The 22055-nt window shown below is 56.9% G+C and carries 7 protein-coding genes and 1 pseudogene; all 8 read left to right on the forward strand.

Going from position 1 to position 22055, the window contains the following annotated elements; translation table 11 throughout:
• Positions 1-2: 2 nt before the first annotated feature.
• Entirely contained in the window at positions 3-1394 is a 1392-nt protein-coding gene (gene uhpT / locus ACR8BN_RS16485) for a hexose-6-phosphate:phosphate antiporter (protein ID WP_434747120.1), read from the forward strand.
• A 1342-nt stretch (positions 1395-2736) separates the two neighbouring features.
• On the forward strand, positions 2737-14754 hold the full coding sequence (locus tag ACR8BN_RS16490) for a BapA/Bap/LapF family large adhesin (RefSeq protein WP_434747121.1): 12018 nt from the start codon (positions 2737-2739) through the stop codon (positions 14752-14754).
• Positions 14755-15073: 319 nt separating this feature from the next.
• A complete protein-coding gene (locus tag ACR8BN_RS16495; protein WP_434747122.1) occupies positions 15074-16333 on the forward strand; it encodes a TolC family outer membrane protein in 1260 nt (419 codons plus the stop codon).
• Between the two features lie 28 nt (positions 16334-16361).
• The gene (locus ACR8BN_RS16500; RefSeq protein ID WP_434747123.1) at positions 16362-18569 is read left to right on the forward strand and encodes a type I secretion system permease/ATPase; all 2208 of its coding nucleotides are present in this window, start codon (positions 16362-16364) and stop codon (positions 18567-18569) included.
• On the forward strand, positions 18566-19747 hold the full coding sequence (locus ACR8BN_RS16505; protein WP_434747124.1) for an HlyD family efflux transporter periplasmic adaptor subunit: 1182 nt from the start codon (positions 18566-18568) through the stop codon (positions 19745-19747). Before ACR8BN_RS16500 ends, ACR8BN_RS16505 begins: the two co-directional genes overlap by 4 nt.
• A 320-nt stretch (positions 19748-20067) precedes the next feature.
• Positions 20068-20463: pseudogene (locus ACR8BN_RS16510) on the forward strand (HTH domain-containing protein); the annotation flags it as partial.
• A 51-nt stretch (positions 20464-20514) separates the two neighbouring features.
• Positions 20515-21546, forward strand: coding sequence for a BglG family transcription antiterminator (locus ACR8BN_RS16515; RefSeq protein ID WP_230873606.1), 1032 nt, complete (start codon positions 20515-20517; stop codon positions 21544-21546).
• 18 nt (positions 21547-21564) lie between these two features.
• Complete coding sequence (locus ACR8BN_RS16520; RefSeq protein ID WP_022625347.1) at positions 21565-22038, forward strand: PTS sugar transporter subunit IIA; 474 nt, start codon at positions 21565-21567, stop codon at positions 22036-22038.
• The last annotated feature ends 17 nt before the right edge of the window (positions 22039-22055 follow it).

The following is a 22055-nucleotide window of genomic DNA, read 5'->3' on the forward strand; positions in this document are numbered from 1 at the left end:
CCATGCTGGCATTCCTTAAACAGGTGCGCAGACCAACGCTGGATCTGCCGATCGAACTGCGGCGCAAGATGTGGTTCAAGCCGTTTATGCAGTCCTATCTGGTGGTCTTTATCGGCTACCTGACCATGTATCTGATCCGCAAAAACTTCAACATTGCACAGAACGATATGATCACCACCTACGGACTGAGCATGACGCAGCTGGGGATGATCGGTCTGGGCTTCTCCATCACCTATGGCGTCGGTAAAACCCTGGTCTCCTATTATGCTGATGGCAAAAACACCAAGCAGTTCCTGCCGTTTATGCTGATCCTCTCGGCCATCTGTATGCTGGGTTTCAGCGCCAGCATGGGCACCGGTTCCGTCAGCCTGTTCCTGATGATCGCTTTCTATGCCTTAAGCGGATTCTTCCAGAGTACCGGCGGCTCCTGTAGCTACTCCACCATCACCAAATGGACGCCGCGCCGCAAACGAGGTACTTATCTTGGCATGTGGAATATCTCCCACAACCTCGGCGGTGCCGGTGCGGCAGGCGTTGCGCTGTTTGGCGCCAATGTGCTGTTCAACGGCCACGTGATTGGGATGTTTATCTTCCCGTCTATTATCGCGCTGATTGTTGGTTTTATCGGCCTGCGCTACGGCAGCGACTCCCCGGAGTCTTATGGCCTGGGCAAGGCCGAAGAGCTGTTTGACGAAGAGCTGAGCGATGAGGACAAAGAAGCTGAAGATGAGTCGATGACCAAATGGCAGATCTTTATTGAGTACGTACTGAAGAACAAAGTGATCTGGCTGCTCTGCTTCGCCAACATCTTCCTCTATGTGGTGCGCATCGGGATCGATCAGTGGTCAACGGTTTACGCCTTCCAGGAGCTGAAGCTATCTAAAGAGGTGGCGATTCAGGGCTTTACCCTGTTTGAAGTGGGCGCACTGGTCGGCACGCTGATGTGGGGCTGGTTATCCGATCTGGCCAATGGCCGCCGTGCGCTGGTGGCCTGCGTCGCGTTAGCGCTGATTATTGCCACGCTCGGGATCTATCAGCATGCCAGCAACCAGTATGTCTATCTGGCGTCGCTGTTCGCTCTGGGCTTCCTGGTGTTTGGCCCGCAGCTGTTAATCGGCGTCGCCGCGGTCGGCTTTGTACCGAAAAAGGCAATCGGCGCAGCAGATGGCATCAAAGGCACCTTCGCCTATCTGATTGGTGACAGCTTCGCTAAACTGGGCCTTGGCATGATTGCCGACGGCACGCCGATATTTGGCCTGACCGGCTGGGCGGGCACCTTTGCCGCACTGGATGCCGCTGCTATCGCCTGTATCTGCCTGATGGCGCTGGTTGCCGTGATGGAAGAGCGTAAGATTCGCCGCGAGAAACGATTGCAGCGTTTGAAGATGGCGTAAAGATAAAATCAGGCCCGGCGTAAGCCGGGCTTTTTTTGCAAAAATGAAGAGAGAGATTGCTGCAGAAGGCACTATACAGACTCATTCCCGAGAGAATGTGAAATGTGCTTCAACGAATTAACTCCCTGCCTTGCGATTACCCTTCTGAGTCCACTGTCTGCTGAAACCAAACGTTGCCGCAGGTATTAACAACACCTGCGTGTTTCAGGATGCCTGTCAGGTATGCCGTGATACCCAACAGGCAGCCCAGCCGTCAGGGTACAATAAATCACCGTTATCAGAACAAAGGGAATAATTATACCCGCGAATAAAATCAGAAAATCCAAAACGAAGAAGCAAACATAAAGACACGCCCCTCTTCACAGACTGTAGATATTTACCTCTCTCCTGCCAGACACACTGCAACACGCTATAGATTTTAACATAGACTATAAAATGATTATCTTATTGCCTGTCTCACAGAAAGATAATTAAGAGTGCATTTATTGTTAAAAATATCCCACCATTATTTATTGCCATATGACAACGCAGGTTTTTATTGTACGCAAAACCTATTAACATCAGGTGTAAAAAAAACAGATCACCTTTGAAATAATGCCCCTGATAAACCAAATCGCATCACACAATGAACTGTTTTTATTGAATTTTTTATATAATCCATTTTGAAACTCTTTTTTACGCGCAAAAAAAAGCGCCTTACCTACGCTTACATTGAATTGACATAAAAATCTGATAAAAACTGCAATAGAGATTATTTTTAGAATTTAACACTAAAAAACCACTCCAGAAAAACGTTTAAAGAATAATATTTTGCATAACGACTCTTATCGATACTATATCTTACCAGGACTCTGTAAATTCCATTTTATGAGTTTATTTGTAAGAATGCCGACTGCAGTTACCTGAATAATTAAATCATCACCCCCTCCTGTCCCTTTGATAAGAGAGAGGTGGTTTAAGTTATACCAAATAGCGTTACCGCCCCGGATAAACACTCAGTTACCCGAACTCATCCATGAGCCATATAACCGGGGCAATAAACATTCAGGATAAGCGAATCAATCCTAAAACAGGTTAAAACCTTACTCTGAAAAACGATCACTCACCTTATGGCAAGGTACAGGAAAAGGCGTTCCGCATTATTAATGCAGCGTATCAAATGGCACCGCTCATTACAGGAAATAATACTTTCAGCCATGTTTATTACGCCACAGCAGGTGGCCATTATTAACGGCTACATGGAGGTTAATTAATTGTTTTAACAAAATTTTTCTTAAATCAGCACAGCAACGCCTGGTGATTAATTAATCGCCCGGTTCATTTCGGCATCTATGGGTGAAAAATGAAAATTCAATTAATTATTAAAGACAGTAATGGCAATATCATTGCTAAGCATGCTTTAAAACCTGGGCAGTCGCTGGCATTGAAGTCCACGCCACAGGCTGCGTCCTATGAAGTTCACAGCGTTGATGGGCAGCCTCCGCAGAAAATCGTTGCGTCAAAAGCTAACGGCCAGATGAAATTTAAGCTGGTGGATGATGTAACGGGTGAGCAGTATGACATCGTCCTGCAAAACGTCAGCGCAGATGAACTCCCGATTATGACTGCCTCTGGCCCGGATGGTGTGGCCTATGCGTATAACTATGATGCGGCTAATGGCGTATATGAACTCGCTTCAACGACTGCGGATCCGCTCATCACTGACAATGTCTATCTGGCGGGTGGTGTTTTAGGTGGTCTGGCCGCGATAATTGGTGTGGCTGCAGCATCAAACTCAGGTGGCTCCTCCTCAAGAAATAACAATACGGCAGCAGCCAATGAGGACAATAGCACTGCCAGCGTTGTTGCTGGCACAACGCCATCTCTTGTCGATGACGCCGGCAACCCCGTGGCTGGTCGTCCTACCAGCGACAGTACCCCCACGATCAGTGGTAACGGCATGCAGCCCGGCTCCACCGTGGTGATCACCGACGGCGACACCGAGCTCGGCACTGCCACAGTGGGCGAGGACGGCAGCTGGACCTTTACCCCCGACGCCCCGCTGGCCGACGGCGAGCATGCGCTCGTGGTTGACGGCACCGATGCCAGCGGCAACCCTGCCAGCAGCACCGTCGACGTTATCATCGACACCGGTGACACGACGCCGGGCGCGAGTGATGATGCAGGCAGCCCGGCAGAAGACAATGGCAGTGCCTCTGTGCCGGGCGCGGGCGACAACACAGGTAATCCAGCGGAAGGCGACACCAGCGCCACCGCGCCGGGCCTGACCGACGACGCCGGTAACCCGGTCGCCGACGGCAGCAGCACCAGCGACAGCACCCCGACCATCGGCGGCGGCGGCATGCAGCCCGGCTCCACCGTGGTGATCACCGACGGCGACACCGAACTCGGCACCGCCACCGTGGGCGAGGACGGCAGCTGGACCTTCACCCCTGACGCCCCGCTGGCCGACGGCGAGCACGCGCTCGTGGTTGACGGCACCGATGCCAGCGGCAACGCCAGCAGCAGCACCGTCGACGTCAACGTTGACACCAGCGCCACCGCACCCGGCCTGACCGACGACGCCGGTAACCCGATCGCCGACGGCAGCAGCACCAGCGACAGCACCCCGACCATCGGCGGCGGCGGCATGCAGCCCGGCTCCACCGTGACCGTCACCGACGGCGACACCGAGCTCGGCACCGCCACCGTGGGTGAGGACGGCAGCTGGACCTTCACGCCGGAAACCCCGCTGGACGACGGCGAGCACGCGCTCGTGGTTGACGGCACCGACGCCGACGGCAACGCGGTCAGTGACACCGTCGACGTGAACGTCGACACCAGCGCCACCACGCCGGGAATCACCGACGACGCCGGTAATCCGGTCGCCGACGGCAGCAGCACCAGCGACAGCACCCCGACCATCAATGGCGGCGGCATGCAGCCCGGCTCCACCGTGGTGATCACCGACGGCGACACCGAACTCGGCACCGCCACCGTGGGCGAGGACGGCAGCTGGACCTTCACGCCGGAAACCCCGCTGGATGACGGCGAGCACGCGCTCGTGGTTGACGGCACCGATGCCAGCGGCAACGCCAGCAGCAGCACCGTCGACGTGAACGTCGACACCAGCGCCACCACGCCGGGAATCACCGACGACGCCGGTAACCCGATCGCCGACGGCAGCAGCACCAGCGACAGCACCCCGACCATCGGCGGCGGCGGCATGCAGCCCGGCTCCACCGTGACCGTCACCGACGGCGACACCGAGCTCGGCACCGCCACCGTGGGTGAGGACGGCAGCTGGACCTTCACGCCGGAAACCCCGCTGGACGACGGCGAGCACGCGCTCGTGGTTGACGGCACCGACGCCGACGGCAACGCGGTCAGTGACACCGTCGACGTGAACGTCGACACCAGCGCCACCACGCCGGGAATCACCGACGACGCCGGTAATCCGGTCGCCGACGGCAGCAGCACCAGCGACAGCACCCCGACCATCAATGGCGGCGGTATGCAGCCCGGCTCCACCGTCACCGTCTCCGACGGCGACACCGAACTCGGCACCGCCACCGTGGGCGAGGACGGCAGCTGGACCTTCACGCCGGAAACCCCGCTGGACGACGGCGAGCACGCGCTCGTGGTTGACGGCACCGGTGCGGACGGCAACGCGGTCAGTGACACCGTCGACGTGAACGTCGACACCAGCGCCACCACGCCGGGAATCACCGACGACGCCGGTAATCCGGTCGCCGACGGCAGCAGCACCAGCGACAGCACCCCGACCATCAATGGCGGCGGCATGCAGCCCGGCTCCACCGTCACCGTCTCCGACGGCGACACCGAGCTCGGCACCGCCACCGTGGGCGAGGACGGCAGCTGGACCTTCACGCCGGAAACCCCGCTGACCGACGGCGAGCACGCGCTCGTGGTTGACGGCACCGGTGCCAGCGGCAACGCGGTCAGTGACACCGTGAACGTCACCGTAGATACCAGCGCCACCGCGCCGGGCATCACCGACGACGCCGGTAACCCAATCGCCGACGGCAGCAGCACCAGCGACAGCACCCCGACCATCGGCGGCGGCGGCATGCAGCCCGGCTCCACCGTCACCGTCTCCGACGGCGACACCGAACTCGGCACCGCCACCGTGGGCGAGGACGGCAGCTGGACCTTCACGCCGGAAACCCCGCTGGATGACGGCGAGCACGCGCTCGTGGTTGACGGCACCGATGCCAGCGGCAACGCCAGCAGCAGCACCGTCGACGTGAACGTCGACACCAGCGCCACCACGCCGGGAATCACCGACGACGCCGGTAACCCGGTCGCCGACGGCAGCAGCACCAGCGACAGCACCCCGACCATCGGCGGCGGTGGCATGCAGCCCGGCTCCACCGTGGTGATCACCGACGGCGACACCGAGCTCGGCACCGCCACCGTGGGCGAGGACGGCAGCTGGACCTTCACCCCTGACGCCCCGCTGGATGACGGCGAGCACGCGCTTGTGGTTGACGGCACCGGTGCGGACGGCAACGCGGTCAGTGACACCGTCGACGTGAACGTCGACACCAGCGCCACCACGCCGGGAATCACCGACGACGCCGGTAATCCGGTCGCCGACGGCAGCAGCACCAGCGACAGCACCCCGACCATCAATGGCGGCGGCATGCAGCCCGGCTCCACCGTGGTGATCACCGACGGCGACACCGAACTCGGCACCGCCACCGTGGGCGAGGACGGCAGCTGGACCTTCACCCCTGACGCCCCGCTGGACGACGGCGAGCACGCGCTCGTGGTTGACGGCACCGATGCCAGCGGCAACGCCAGCAGCAGCACCGTCGACGTCAACGTTGACACCAGCGCCACCGCACCCGGCCTGACCGACGACGCCGGTAACCCGATCGCCGACGGCAGCAGCACCAGCGACAGCACCCCGACCATCGGCGGCGGCGGCATGCAGCCCGGCTCCACCGTGACCGTCACCGACGGCGACACCGAGCTCGGCACCGCCACCGTGGGTGAGGACGGCAGCTGGACCTTCACGCCGGAAACCCCGCTGGACGACGGCGAGCACGCGCTCGTGGTTGACGGTACTGATGCGAACGGCAACGCCAGCAGCAGCACCGTCGACGTCACCGTTGACACCAGCGCCACCGCGCCGGGCCTGACCGACGACGCCGGTAATCCGGTCGCCGACGGCGCGACCACCAGCGACAGCACCCCGACCATCAATGGCAGCGGCATGCAGCCCGGCTCCACCGTGACCGTCTCCGACGGCGACACCGAGCTCGGCACCGCCACCGTGGGCGAGGACGGCAGCTGGACCTTCACCCCTGACGCCCCGCTGGCCGACGGCGAGCACGCGCTCGTGGTTGACGGCACCGGTGCGGACGGCAACGCCAGCAGCAGCACCGTCGACGTCACCGTCGACACCAGCGCCACCGCGCCGGGAATCACCGACGACGCCGGTAATCCGGTCGCCGACGGCACCACCACCAGCGACAGCACCCCGACCATTGGCGGCGGCGGCATGCAGCCCGGCTCCACCGTGACCGTCTCCGACGGCGACACCGAGCTCGGCACCGCCACCGTGGGCGAGGACGGCAGCTGGACCTTCACGCCGGAAAATCCGCTGGATGACGGCGAGCACGCGCTCGTGGTTGACGGCACCGACGCCGACGGCAACGCCAGCAGCAGCACCGTCGACGTCACCGTCGACACCAGCGCCACCACGCCGGGAATCACCGACGACGCCGGCAATCCGGTCGCCGACGGCGCGACCACCAGCGACAGCACCCCGACCATCAATGGCAGCGGCATGCAGCCCGGCTCCACCGTGACCGTCTCCGACGGCGACACCGAGCTCGGCACCGCCACCGTGGGCGAGGACGGCAGCTGGACCTTCACCCCTGACGCGCCGCTGGATGACGGCGAGCACGCGCTCGTGGTTGACGGCACCGGTGCGGACGGCAACGCCAGCAGCAGCACCGTCGACGTCACCGTCGACACCAGCGCCACCGCGCCGGGCATCACCGACGACGCCGGTAACCCAATCGCCGACGGCAGCAGCACCAGCGACAGCACCCCGACCATCGGCGGCGGCGGCATGCAGCCCGGCTCCACCGTCACCGTCTCCGACGGCGACACCGAGCTCGGCACCGCCACCGTGGGCGAGGACGGCAGCTGGACCTTCACCCCCGAGGCACCGCTGGCCGACGGCGAGCACGCGCTCGTGGTTGACGGCACCGACGCAGACGGCAACGCGGTCAGTGACACCGTTAACGTAAACGTCGACACCAGCGCCACCGCGCCGGGCATCACCGACGACGCGGGTAATCCGGTCGCCGACGGCGCGACCACCAGCGACAGCACCCCGACCATCGGCGGCGGCGGCATGCAGCCCGGCTCCACCGTGACCATCTCCGACGGCGACACCGAGCTCGGCACCGCCACCGTGGGCGAGGACGGCAGCTGGACCTTTACGCCGGAAAATCCGCTGGCTGACGGCGAGCACGCGCTCGTGGTTGACGGCACCGACGCCGACGGTAACGCGGTCAGTGACACCGTGAACGTAAACGTCGACACCAGCGCCACCGCGCCGGGCCTGACCGACGACGCCGGTAACCCAATCGCCGACGGCACCACCACCAGCGACAGCACCCCGACCATTAATGGCAGCGGCATGCAGCCCGGCTCCACCGTCACCGTCTCCGACGGCGACACCGAGCTCGGCACCGCCACCGTGGGCGAGGACGGCAGCTGGACCTTCACGCCTGACGCGCCGCTGGACGACGGCGAGCACGCCCTGGTCATCGACGGCACCGGTGCGGACGGCAACGCGGTGAACGACACCGTGAACGTGAACGTCGACACCAGCGCCACCGCGCCGGGCCTGACCGACGACGCGGGCAACCCGATCGCCGACGGCGCGACCACCAGCGACAGCACCCCGACCATTGGCGGCGGCGGCATGCAGCCCGGCTCCACCGTCACCGTCTCCGACGGCGAGACCGAACTCGGCACCGCCACCGTGGGCGAGGACGGCAGCTGGACCTTCACCCCTGACGCCCCGCTGGCCGACGGCGAGCACGCGCTCGTGGTTGACGGTACTGATGCGAACGGCAACGCCAGCAGCAGCACCGTCGACGTCACCGTTGACACCAGCGCCACCGCGCCGGGCCTCACCGACGACGCGGGCAACCCGATCGCCGACGGCAGCACCACCAGCGACAGTACGCCAACAATTGGCGGCGGCGGCATGCAGCCCGGCTCCACCGTCACCGTCTCCGACGGCGACACCGAGCTCGGCACCGCCACCGTGGGCGAGGACGGCAGCTGGACCTTTACCCCTGACGCCCCGCTGGCCGACGGCGAGCACGCGCTGGTCATCGACGGCACCGACGCCAGCGGCAACGCGGTCAATGACACCATTAATGTCGTGGTGCAAACCGCGCCGTCTATGGAGATCGTTGATGATAACGGTACCGCTATTCTGGATGGCGACACTGTTAGTGACAGCACCCCAACCTTCAACGGTAAAAACTTCGAACCGGGAACCAATATCGTCATCGCTGATGGCGAAACGACGCTGACCACCGTGACAGTTGGTGAAGATGGAAGCTGGACCTTCACGCCGGAAAACCCACTGGCTGAAGGTGCGCACGCTATCAAGGTCACTGTTACTGATTCAGAAGGTGTGAGTAATGACGGCATCTTCAACGTCACGATTGATACCACCGCGCCAGATGGGGTTGATATCACTACGGTGGCTCTGACCGATGAAGATGGCAATGCGATTACCGCCGCGGATGTTACCTCTGAAAACATGCCGACCTTCAGTGGCAAAGATCTCGAAGCAGGAGCCACCGTTGTTATTCGCGACGGTGAAACTGTACTGGGTGAAACGACGGTGAATGAGGATGGCAGCTGGTCGTTTACACCATCAACCGCACTTGACGATGGCGATCATCACTTTACGTTTGAAGTCACCGATGCAGTCGGCAACAGCAGCGGCATGTCTGAGGCACTGGATCTCTCAGTCTCAGCTACCAAAGGCATTAACACCGGTGTCGTAATTACCGATGATGCAGGACGCGTGATTGTTGATGGCGATGCCATAAATGACACCACCCCGACGTTTAGCGGAAAAGATCAGACACCAGGCACCACAGTGACTATCGCCGATGGTGAAACCGTGCTGGGAAGTGTCGTGGTTGCCGAAGATGGAAGCTGGAGCTTTACGCCTGAAGCAGCCCTGGCTGAAGGTGACCATGCGTTAATCGTGACTGTAACGGATGCGGAAGGCAACACCAGCAGCGACACCGTTAACGTCGTGGTCGACACCGTTGCGCCAGAGGTCATTGATGTGGCCGCGATGGTGGTCTCAGATGATGCAGGCAATGCGTTAGTCGCTGGCAGCGCTATCGGTGATACCACACCGACCTTTAGCGCCTCAGGCCAGGAAGCGGGCACCACTATTATCGTTCGCGATAATGGTACGGTACTGGGTGAAGCTCAGGTCGCCGACGATGGCAGCTGGTCTTTCACGCCGTCTGAAGCGCTGACTGAGGGTGACCATAGCTTTACGTTTGAGACAGTCGACGCGGCAGGTAACAGCAGCGGTGAATCTGACGCTGTCAGTTATGTCGTGGACTCTGTTGCACCTGAAGGTGTGGACATTGCTGCGGTGGTGATCACCGATGAAGTGGGCGCGGCTATTAATACAGCCGAAACCCAGAGCGACAGTAAACTCACCTTCAGCGGCAGCGATCTTGAGCCTGGTGCCACCGTTACGATCTATGACAAAGGTCAGATCGTCGGCGAAACTACCGTTGCTGATGATGGCAGCTGGAAATTTACCGCTGAAGACGGTTTGTATGACGGCACGCATGAAGTGACCTTTACCGTGACAGATGCGGCAGGTAACAGCAGCGCGCCTTCTGACGCTCTGGATCTGAATGTGCAGGCGATTGTGCTGACCGCCTCCGATAATGTCAGCTCAGGTGCAGCGGTCGGCTTTACCTATCCGGTTGATGTGAGTCAGGATCTGGGGACAGTACTGGAAGACAGCGGATTAGTGTCGTTTAACAATAAGATTGTCAGTGATCCGATTGTGGTCGCCGATGGCACCATTATCGATCTTGATGTTACGGCCACCTCTTCCGCATTCCTTAACGTCGCCAGTAACTCGACGCTGGTGTTGCAGAAGTATGACTCATCCACCAGCACCTGGGTTACCGTTTCTGAGGAGAACAGCGGAAACCTGTTTGGCATGTTTGGACTGGGCGCATCCACCTCCACCATCACGCTAACCGGTCTGACTGCTGGCCAGTATCAGCTGGTTTATACCACCGGCGGTATTAACGTCGGTGCGAGCTTTAATCTGAACGCCTCTAAAACCGTCTATACGCTGGCGGAACAGGGCACGCCGACCGACTACACCACGGCAACCGGCAATGTGATCACGGATGTCGATACCGTCTATGGGGCAGATGGTATTCCGCACAGCGCCTATACCTCAGTGAGTGCGGCGAGCGTGACCAGCAGTGATGGCACCGTGACATCTGTCACGCTGGATGCCACCACCAAAACCGCCACACTGGTGGGTCAGTATGGCACGCTGGTCATCAACGCCGATGGCAGCTATGTCTATACCCCGATCTCGTCCATGGACAGCATCGGTAAGGTAGATTCCTTTACCTATACCATTACCGACTCTGCCACCGGCCAGAGTTCATCCGCCCAGATTCACGTGCAGATTGGTACCACCAATGCGGCTCTGGATCTGAGCTGGGATCCAACCGATCCCACGGCGGCAGCGATCACCGACATTGCTTCCAGTAACGAGGCAAATGCCAGCGTTACGGTGATTTACAACAAAACCAGTGACACGATGCCCGAAGCCCTGCTGACAGCACAGAGTGCAGCCATTTACACCGACTCATTCACGCTGAATTCTGCAGATGACATTGTGACCGGCGAGTTTAAGCTCTCAACGCAATATGATTTCTGGGGCAATAACTTCTCGCAGGATATGACTCTCGTCTACGAAGTCCAGAAACTGGGAGAAGACGGAAGCTGGTCAACGGTAACCACCAACGAGTTAGTGGTGAAAGCGGGCAACCATAGTGACGAAGTGCTGCTTCTCACCGACATGTCCTCTCTGGTTTCTGAAGCAGGAACCTATCGGATTGCTGTCTCCAAAACGGGGGCAACCAACACGATCAGAGTGAACATGAACGTGGATGTTTTAAGCACTACGGACTACGTCATCACCGCGAATGAACTCGCCACTGGCAACGTGCTGACCGATGAAGGCACAGACGGTGCGGTTGATAAGCTGAGTTCTATCTACACCCGCATCTATGCCAAAGCCGGTGACAGCACCAGCGATGTGACGATCGATGACAGCTATACCTGGGTCACCGAAAGTGGCGTCTCCATTGCGGGTCAGTATGGCACCCTGGTGATCTATAACAACGGGGCTTATACCTACACCCCTGCCACCACCACACTGCCAGCCGGCTCTGAAGACGTGTTCACCTATGCGCTGAAAGGTGCCAATGGTGAGGTCGTTACTGCCACCGTCACGATCCATCTGGGCGTTGAGGTTAACGGCAGCAACGGCGGTGCTCTGGTGTTCCACGGCACTGAGGCAGACGATGTGTTTGATGTGTATGACACTAACTTCGCCTCGGTAGATGGTGCGGCTGGCGACGACACGCTGGCGTGGCATGGCAATGGCCAGCTGGTCTTAAGCGACGTCGCAGCGAAAGTCAGCAATATCGAATCGATCATGCTGACCTCAACCACCAGCAGCGACAATCTGGTGCTGGATGCGCAGAGCGTAGAAGATGTCACCAGCGAAAGTAATGCGCTGTATATCAAAGGCATCGCTGGCGACAGCGTGACGCTGCAAGGCACCTGGGTCGACAGTGGCACGGTAATCGTCGACAGCATCACCTACACGCACTACACCAGCACGACGGCTGCCGGAACAGTGGTCGATATCTACGTGCAGCAGGGGATTAATCTCTCTTCAACCACCTATACGGATAGCCAGAATGGAACGGAATATACCGTTACCGCTGCGCAGGATGTAACAGGTACGGCTAGCGACGATATCTTTAACGTGAGCGATAGCAGCTTCACCCATATTGATGGGGGTGAAGGTCTGGATACGCTGGTGTGGAGCGGCACAGGCACACTGACGCTCAGCGATCTGCAGTCGAAAATCAGCAATATCGAAGAGATTGAGCTGGTTAATGACAGCGCGGTCAATAATCTGGTTGTCACCACGCAAAACATAGCGGATATCACTGATGCTGATAACACGCTGTTTGTTAAAGGTGCCATCACAGACACACTGACCCTCTCCGGTCGCTGGACGCTCTCTGGCAGTGAAGTGGTCAACAATGTGGATTACGTTCATTACGTCGGCACCACCGCCGATGGTCAGACCGTGAACCTCTATGTTGATCGTGACATGAAATTGAGCAGCACCGAAACCGCGCCTGAAAACAATGCGGCCGATGTCACGGGCGACGTTGCTCTGCTCAGCGACAGCGTGGCGCAGACCACCACGATGAACACTGCGACCAGCAGCTTCACCAGTGAGAGCTTCACGGTTAACAGCATCAGCGATCTGCAGGAGATTAACGTCAGCGTGACCGGGGCGTCGATCAATGCCAGCAATACCGTTTCGGTGAACTGGTCGTTGCAGGTTTATAACGAGCAGACGCTGCGCTGGGACAACGTGACCAGCGGCACTCAGGCGGTTACCAGCGGCAGTCCGCTGAATGTTTCGCTGGAAGGCCAGAGTGCGGGAACCTATCGCATCGTGGTCGACAGCACGCAGTCCGGACATCCTGGCTTCCTGTGGTCAACCAACTACGACGCGCTCACCGTGAAAGTGGCAGTGAATATCGTCAGCACCACCGACTATAAGGTCAGCACCAGCTCCAGCGTCAATGGCTCGGTCTTTACCAGCGACAGCGCCAGTGACAGTTCACTGCTGGTGAAATCGATAACCGCGGGTATTGTGACCGGTGCCGCAAGCTACACGCTGGTGGCCGCAGCGGGCACCACCATTGCGGGGACCTACGGCACGCTGACGATTCATACCGATGGGAGTTATACCTACACGCTGAACAGTGACTCGGTGATCAAACTGACCGGCAGTGAAGATTCATTCACCTACATTCTGGCGGACGGCACCACCAAAAATCTGGTGATGACGCTGGGTGTTTCCGTGGATGGATCGGAAGGTGGTGCGCTGATCTTTGCCGGTACCGTTGGCGATGACAGCTTCACCGTTCACGACACCCAGTTCACCTCGGTGGATGGTAAATCGGGTCAGGATACGCTGGTCTGGAATGGTGCAAGCGAGCTGAACCTCAGTGAGATCGCGGGCAAAGTGAACAATATCGAAATCATCGATTTGCAGGACAACGCCCAGGCAACGGCGCTGCTGATTGGTGCCGATGATATTGAGAAAATCACTGATGCCAGCAATGTGCTGTATGTCAGGGGTGGCAGCAATGACTCCCTTTCATTGCAGGGCGTGTGGACCGTTAACGGCGTGGAAACGCTGAATAACATTACCTACACCCTCTACACCAGCACGGCACTGGATGGCTCGGCAGTCAAACTCTATGTTCAGCAGGGCCTGCACTTCAACGAAGTGACAGAGCACCTTGCCGGTTCCATAGCGGATGTCTCAGCCGATCTGACCGTGGTATCGGTGAGCCTGAATGGTGAAACCACCGCGATTACCGACGACAGTGCCGTCAGCGTTAAAGGCGCCTATGGCACGCTGGTTATCGATGAGGCGGGTCACTACAGCTACGAGGTGGATGATGCGTTTGCGCACAGCGGTAACACTGACACCTTCACCTATGCCCTGTCAGACGGCAGCAATGCTTCTCTGAGCTTTAACCTGGGGGTTGATGTTGATGGCAGCGCGGGTGGCGAAATTACCTTCACCGGCACCAGCGGTGCGGATGTTTTCGAAGTCTATGACACCGATTTCATCTCAATCAACGGCGCTGATGGTAACGATACGCTGGCCTGGCATGGCACAGGTACGCTGAACCTCAGTGATATCTCGGCCAGGGTCAATAATATTGAAACCATCGACCTGATGACGGACGCCGGAAAAGACAATCTGGTGGTCAGTGCAGAAAGTCTGCTGAAGGTAACGGATAACGATAATACGTTATTTGTCAGAGGGGAAAATGGCGACACGGTGACGCTCAATGGTAACTGGGAGCAGGCGGAAGGATTAGTGGCAAATGGGGTTAACTATAACCATTACACCAGTTCTGCAGCCGATGGCTCCGTGGTACAGTTATATATTGAAGACGATGTAACCATCGGATAATTAAAATCCGCATTAAAAGCAGGCTGGGTTATTTATACCAGCCTGCTCTTTCCCCGCGCGCTAAGCCGACTTTTATGACTGAGGTATATTTAACTTTTAAAATATCATGAAAAAAATAATTATCATTTTGCACTGTATTTTTATTACCCACTCTTCTTTTGCTGCAGATAAAAAACTATTTTCTGCAAGTGAGCCTTCAATAAATGAAGCCCCGTCCGGCTTTTGGGGCGTATTTTCTAAAACGCCCGATCCCGGAACCTTACCTGCGGGCGGTTCTGCGCTGGCAGATAAATTACAAATTAATCCGGCAAAAATTGATATGCAGCCTGCAGAATCAAACGGGGCTGACAGCTTTCCGGCTGACTGGCAGGCGGCCATTCAACTGGCGGTTAATCATCACCCCTCCATCAGCAGCAGCATTGCGACGCTGGAGTCATCAGGATTCACCATTGATGCCGCGAAAGCGGGCTATCTGCCTGCCATAAAAGCGGGCATCACCACGGGTCGACAGCAGGATGAAGGCAGCGGCCATATCGCGACCGTCGGCCTTTCTCAGATGCTCTACGACTTTGGTAAAACCGGCAGCGCGGTCGATCAGGCCAGCGCGAAATATCTGCGCCAGCAGGCCACGGTCCTGATGCAGATCGACACCATTATTGAGCAGACCGCACTGGCACTGAATGAGGTTTATCGATCAACGCAGCTGCTTGATAATGCAAAAAAAGAGGTAAAAGCACTGCGTGACATCCTGGCACTGACGCAAATGCGCGCCGAGGCCGGGGCCAGCACCCGTGTGGATCCGGTTCAGGCCCAGGCACGCGTTGAAGCCGCCCAGGCGTCACAGCTGGATCTGGAAATCAAACTGGAGCAGCAGAAATACCATCTGCAATCGCTACTCGGTCAGCCGGTCGCAGAGAAGAAAATATCCGCGCCGGTCTCCCTGTTGCCCCTGATTGAGCGTCAAAGCGCCAGGATCGATTTAAACCGTAACCCGACCATTTTAGTGGCCCAGGCAGATGCTGCCGTCGCCCTGGCAGAGTTACGTAATTACAAAGCGCAGCGCTACCCCACTTTATCGCTTGAAGCCAACACCAATAAATATATCGGCGACATTGCGGATTATCAGCGCCATAGCCAGTACCAGAACGTTTATCTTTCGGTGAACAGCACCCTTTATCAGGGCGGCGCATTAGTGGCGCAGGAAAGCGCCAGTGCCAGAGCGCTGGAAGCAGCCAGGACCACTATTTCCAGTAAGAAACTGGAGATTAGCGATCAGCAGCGAAATTATTTCCAGAGCGTTAAAGGATTGCAAAAAAATATCACTTTGCTGAGCAGCCGGATGAAAACCATTATGGAAACACGCGCTCTGTACCGGGAACAATATTTATCTTTAGGTAATCGAAATGTTCTCGACTTACTCAATGCCGAACAGGAAATAAGTCGCGCCCAGCAGGATTTAATTAACGCCCGCTGCGATCTTTGGGCCTCCTCCGTTAATTATCTGGTGGTGACCGGAATGGCCCGCGACGCGTTTGATTTAAATAATAAAGTGATCCAGGGACTGCGCATTGCGCCGTAATTCTGTCAGCAACGAAGAGAAGACGATAATGAACACGATATCTGACAGGGAGAGTGCTTCAGCCCAGCCTGAGGTAAAAAAGGCTTATACCCCCTGGCTTGAAGCACTGCTGCTGGTGGCTAAACATTACCGGCTTGATGGTTCACCTGAACGGGTGAAAGGGGAAGCGGAATGGCATATGCAGCATCTTTCACAGGATGCGCTGATTGAAAATATGGCCCGCCAGCTCGGCCTGCTGGTCATTTTTGATGAATTTCATCCGGATCAGCTCGATCCCTGGCGGATGCCGCTGATCGTCGATTTTGGTCCCCGCGGCGTCGGCGTCATCACCACGGCAGGCGAAGAAGACAAAGTCAGCGTGATGCTGAGCGGCGAAAAACAGCTGCAGACCACGCTGAGTCTTGAAGAGCTGTCGCAGCATGCGCAGCGCGTACTGCTGGCGAAGCCGGAGTCCTCGGTGCCGGATGCGCGGGTAGATGACTATATCAAGCCGCATCGTGCTGACTGGCTGTGGCAGACCATTCTTCGGGAGTGGCCAGCCTATGTAAACGTGATGTTTGCGTCGCTGATCTCCAACGTGCTGGGTCTCTCCGCGATGCTGTTCACCATGCAGGTGTATGATCGGGTGATCCCTTCCCAGTCCGTTCCCTCACTCTGGGTGCTGTTCGGTGGCGTAATGATCGCCCTGACCTGCGTTTTTGTAATGCGCATTATCCGCACGCATATCTCTGATATGGCAGGTAAAAGTGCGGATCTGCGCATCTCCGACCGCGTCTTTGGTCACGCGTTGCGTATCCGTAACGATCAGCGGCCCAAATCCACCGGCTCTTTTATTGCGCAGATCCGCGAGCTGGAACAGATCCGTGAACTGATTACCTCGACCACCATTTCTGCGATTGCCGATCTGCCTTTTTTAATCATCTTTCTCTTTATCCTCTGGTTACTGGGTGGATGGCTGGTGCTGGTTCCGCTGGCGGCGATTCCGCTGATTGTTATTCCGGGCCTGCTGGCACAGGGTTCGCTGGCGAAGCTCTCCAAAGCGACCATGCGCGAGTCCGCGGTTCGCAGCGCCATGCTGGTTGAGACCGTACAGGGCATGGATGACATCAAGCTGCTGCGCGCAGAGCCCTACTTTCAGAACCAGTGGAATCACCTCAACGAGGTAATCAGTAAATCTTCGCAGAAGCAGCGTTTTATCAGCGGATTGCTGATGAGCTGGACCAGCGAAGTTCAGACTATTGCTTACGTGGGCGTGGTGCTGGTGGGTGCCTTCTTTGCCATGAGTGGCGACCTCTCTACCGGCGTGTTAATCGGCTGCTCGATGCTGGCGTCACGCATGATGGCACCGCTGGGACAACTGGCGATGATATTTGGCCGCTGGCAGCAGGCCAAAGTGGCGCGTGAAGGACTGGAGAACCTGCTTAACAGTGAGATCGATCAGCCAGAGCGCAGCATCCGGGTTCATCGTCCGCGCATTAACGGCGAATATGCCCTCTCCGACGTCATCTATCGCTACGACCCGAACTCCCCTGACCCGGTGCTGACGGTGAAAAAGCTGACGATTAAAGCCGGTGAGAAAGTGGCGCTGCTGGGGCGTAATGGTTCCGGTAAATCGACGCTGCTGCAACTGATGGCGGGCCTGTTGCAACCGGGCGAAGGTGCACTGCTGCTGGATGGTGTGCGTCTTTCCTCTATCGATCCGCTGGATGTGCGGCGTGATGTGGGGCTGCTTACCCAGACCTCCTCCCTTTTTTACGGCACGATCCGTGAGAACTTACGCCTGGGCATGCCGCTGGCGACCGAAGAGGAGATGCTTCAGGCCCTGGAGATCAGCGGCGCACTCGACTTTATTCAGCGCTTGCCGGAGGGCATGGATTACCTGTTGCAGGAGGGCGGCAAAGGATTGTCTGGCGGTCAGCGTCAGCAGCTGTTGCTGGCGCGCACCCTGCTCCGCCAGCCCAGCGTACTGCTGCTGGATGAGCCTACCGCCTGGCTGGATGATAGCGCGGAAAAACATCTGATTGAGCGGCTGATGACGTGGATGGGCAACCGGACGCTGATTATCGCCACTCATCGTCCGGCGGTACTGCAGCTGGTTGATCGCATTATGCTGATCGACAAAGGCAGGATTGCGCGGGATGGAACGAAAGCCGAGATGCTTATCACCAGGCCCGAGGCCAGCGCAGCGCCGCATCAGGGCAAAGTGAACGTTAAACCGCAGGGAGCACAGATATGAGTTTCTCCTTATTCCGTAAAAAGAAGTATCAGCGTTCCCGTAAGCGGGTCTCTTCTGGCGGTCTGATCATCCTGTCGGTGCTGATCATGCTGGTGCTGTTCTTTATCTGGGCCTCGAACTTCGAACTGGATGAAGTTACCGTCGGTGTCGGCAAAGTAGTGCCAAGCTCACACGAGCAGATTATTCAGTCGCTGGAGGGCGGGATCCTGAAAGAGCTGAAGGTTCACGAAGGCGATGTGGTTGAGGCGGGTCAGGTGCTGGCCCTGCTGGATCCGACCCAGATTGATTCAGGTGTGCAGGAGAGCACCTCACGGTTACGTGCCGCGCTGGCGACGGCGGCCCGCTTACAGGCTGAGACCGCTGGTACACCTCTGAGCTTTCCGCCAGAGGTATTAGCCGATCCGCCACTGGTGGCTGCTGAAACCGCGCTTTATCAGTCGCGCCGTGAAAACTACAGCAAGACCATCAGCGGCCTGACCGAAGCGCTGGAGCTGATCAACCGCGAGTTGCGGCTGACCTCTTCGCTGGTGGCTAAAGGCGCAGCCAGTAATGTGGAAGTGCTGCGGCTGAAACGCCAGGCGAACGATCTGCAAAACAAGCTCAACGACGCTGAGAATCACTATATCGTTCAGGCACGTGAAGAGCTGGCGAAAGCCAATGCCGAAGCGGCGTCTCAGCGCTCCATTATTATCGGACGCGCTGACTCGCTGAAGCGCACGGTGATTGTTACGCCGGTCAGAGGCATTGTTAAAGATATCGAGGTCAATACGGTTGGCGGCGTTATCCCACAGCGCGGTAATCTGATGGAGATTGTGCCGCTGGATGAGCAACTGATGATTGAGGCGCAGATTGCTCCGCGCGATGTCGCCTTTATCACGCCCGGCCAGCGTGCCGTGGTGAAGCTCACGGCCTACGACTACAACATCTATGGCGGTCTGGAGGGTAAAGTGGCCTCTATCTCACCTGACACCATCCAGGATGAAGTCCATCGCGATCAGTACTATTACCGCGTCTACATCCGCACCGATAAGGATTATCTGGTCAATAAAAAGGGCAAAAAGTTTCCGGTTTATCCCGGCATGATCGCGATGGGCGAGATTCACACCGGCAGTAAAACCATCATGGAGTATCTGATGAAACCGCTGAACCGCGCGAAGGAAGCGCTGCGCGAAAGGTAAGTGTGTTTAGCCTGGGTGGCTGCCGATATGGATTGGGCAGCCACTTCCACTTTTAGTGACGAAGCGCATTAATCAGTAATGGCGACCTGGCCACCTTTCCCTCTGATCCCCTCTCCTCTGGCGCTTTTCTCTGTTTCATCTTTTCAGACATTATTTCAGCAAACTGCGGCTGGGTGGTCAGTCTGACCACTTAGTTGTGGCCATGTTTTAATATTTACATGGCATAGTGCCTTTGCTTAGATGATAACTGACAAGGCGAATAACAGATTAAGCGGAACCTGATGATGATGAAGGCGCTGACTGAACGGCAACTGACGATTATGCGACAGCTTATTTCTCATAACAGTTATGTGAGCCTGCACGCTATTTCAGAAAAAACAGCAATCACCACCCGAACCTTGCGCCGCGACATCGCCGATATTAACGAAAAACTTTCTGACCAGGGAATCAATCTCAGCGGAAAAAGTGGGAGAGGGATCACAATTAAATTCGCTGACGCACAGTCAGAAATAGCTGCGCGCCGGATTTTCTCAACCGAGGCGGATGATTTCAGCAGCAACTTCAGGATGCTGAAAATAGCGTCTGATTTATTAATGCTGTCACCAAAAAGTTCCTCCATCAGCGAACTGGCGGATAAATATTTTATCAGCCGCGCTTCGATAGTGAATGATTTGAAAACATTAGAAGCATGGTTACATCAGTTTGATTTAACCTTATTAAAAAGTCGTGTCGGAACCAGCATAAAAGGCAGTGACCATAATATTCGCATGGCGATGAAAGCGCTGGTGTTAAAATCGATTTATAACCGTCAGGACATGATGGAAAGCCGTCTGGATGAAAGCACGCTGCAGGAGCTTTCAGAGAAATTTGGTCAGCAGGCTGTCCATTTTACCCTGCAATTAATTAATTTTATTGAACAGCAGCTGCAATATACGATAAGCGATCCTTACTACATCAATTTATTTACGCATATTCTGGTACTGATCCACCGGAGTCACTCGCCGATGCACAGGACCGACGCCCGCGCGGTGTCGATGAACCGGGTCAGCGACCATCACGCATGGCAGGTATCACTGGCGGTGATAGAGCGCATTGAGACCGCCTACAACACGGTACTGGTGGCCGAGGAGTCTCACTCCATCTATCAGTATCTGGTCTCCTCCGGTAAGGCGGGCGGTGAGTCACCACAGCACGATGACTCCCTGATTTCAGAGCGTGAAACCCGTTTTGCTGAGGCGCTGATCGCCCGGGTGGCGCAGCGCATCAACATTGAAATCACTACCGACCAGAACCTGCAGGCGTCATTGTCCTCGCATATCAAGCCGATGCTGAACCGCCTCAGATATCATATCCGGATTAAAAATCCGCTGCTGCATGATATCCAGACCGAACTGGGCACGGTGTTCGCCGCCGTTAAAGCGGTGATCAGCCAGCTGACGCAGGAGTACAGCCTGGATGAGATCAGTGATGACGAAGTGGCTTATCTGACGGTGCATATTCAGGCAGCCATCGAAAACAGCATCAAGGTAAAACGGGTATTGCTGGTCTGCTCCAGCGGTCTGGGTACCTCGCAGCTGCTTTACGGACGGATTATCCGTGCCTTTCCCGACTGGAAGATTATCGACATCGTGCCAGGGAAAAATATTGCTGACTCCCTGAAACGACATGAGTGTGACGTGGTGATTTCCACCATCCGGCTGGAGCCGCTGGAAAAACCGGTGGTGTATGTCTCGGCCCTGTTCTCGGCGAAAGATATCGCAAGAGTAACGGAGTGTCTGGTATCGAATTCGATTAATTAATGATAATGGAGAAGCAAAATGACGACAGCCGTGGCTATTAACGAAGTATTAAAAGAAGAGTGCATTATTCTCGATGTCGATTGCCAGACCAAAGAGCAGATTATTTCGCAGCTGACCGACCTGCTCTGCCAGACCGGGGCCGTCACCGATAAAGCCGCTTTTCTGAAAGATGTTTATCTGCGTGAGGAATTAGGCTCCACCGGATTTGAAAATCATATTGCTATTCCACACGGTAAATCTGCTGCCGTCGCTAAAACCCGCATTGCCGTGGGTCGTTTACGCCAGGATATTCCGTGGGAAACCATCGACGGCACCAAAGTCCGGCTGGTTATTCTGTTCGCGGTAAAAGAGTCCGATAAAGATGTGGGCCATATCAAAATGCTCGCCAAAATATCCATCGCGTTAGGCGATGAAGACGTCGTCGAGCAATTGCTTAATGTCCCGCATCGCGAAGAGATGTTTCATTTACTGTTATCCCGATCGGGAGCCTGAATAAACCGGAGAACAGC

It is taken from the genome of Pantoea sp. Lu_F5_004 (assembly GCF_051136245.1).
In the GTDB taxonomy this organism is placed as follows: domain Bacteria; phylum Pseudomonadota; class Gammaproteobacteria; order Enterobacterales; family Enterobacteriaceae; genus Pantoea; species Pantoea agglomerans.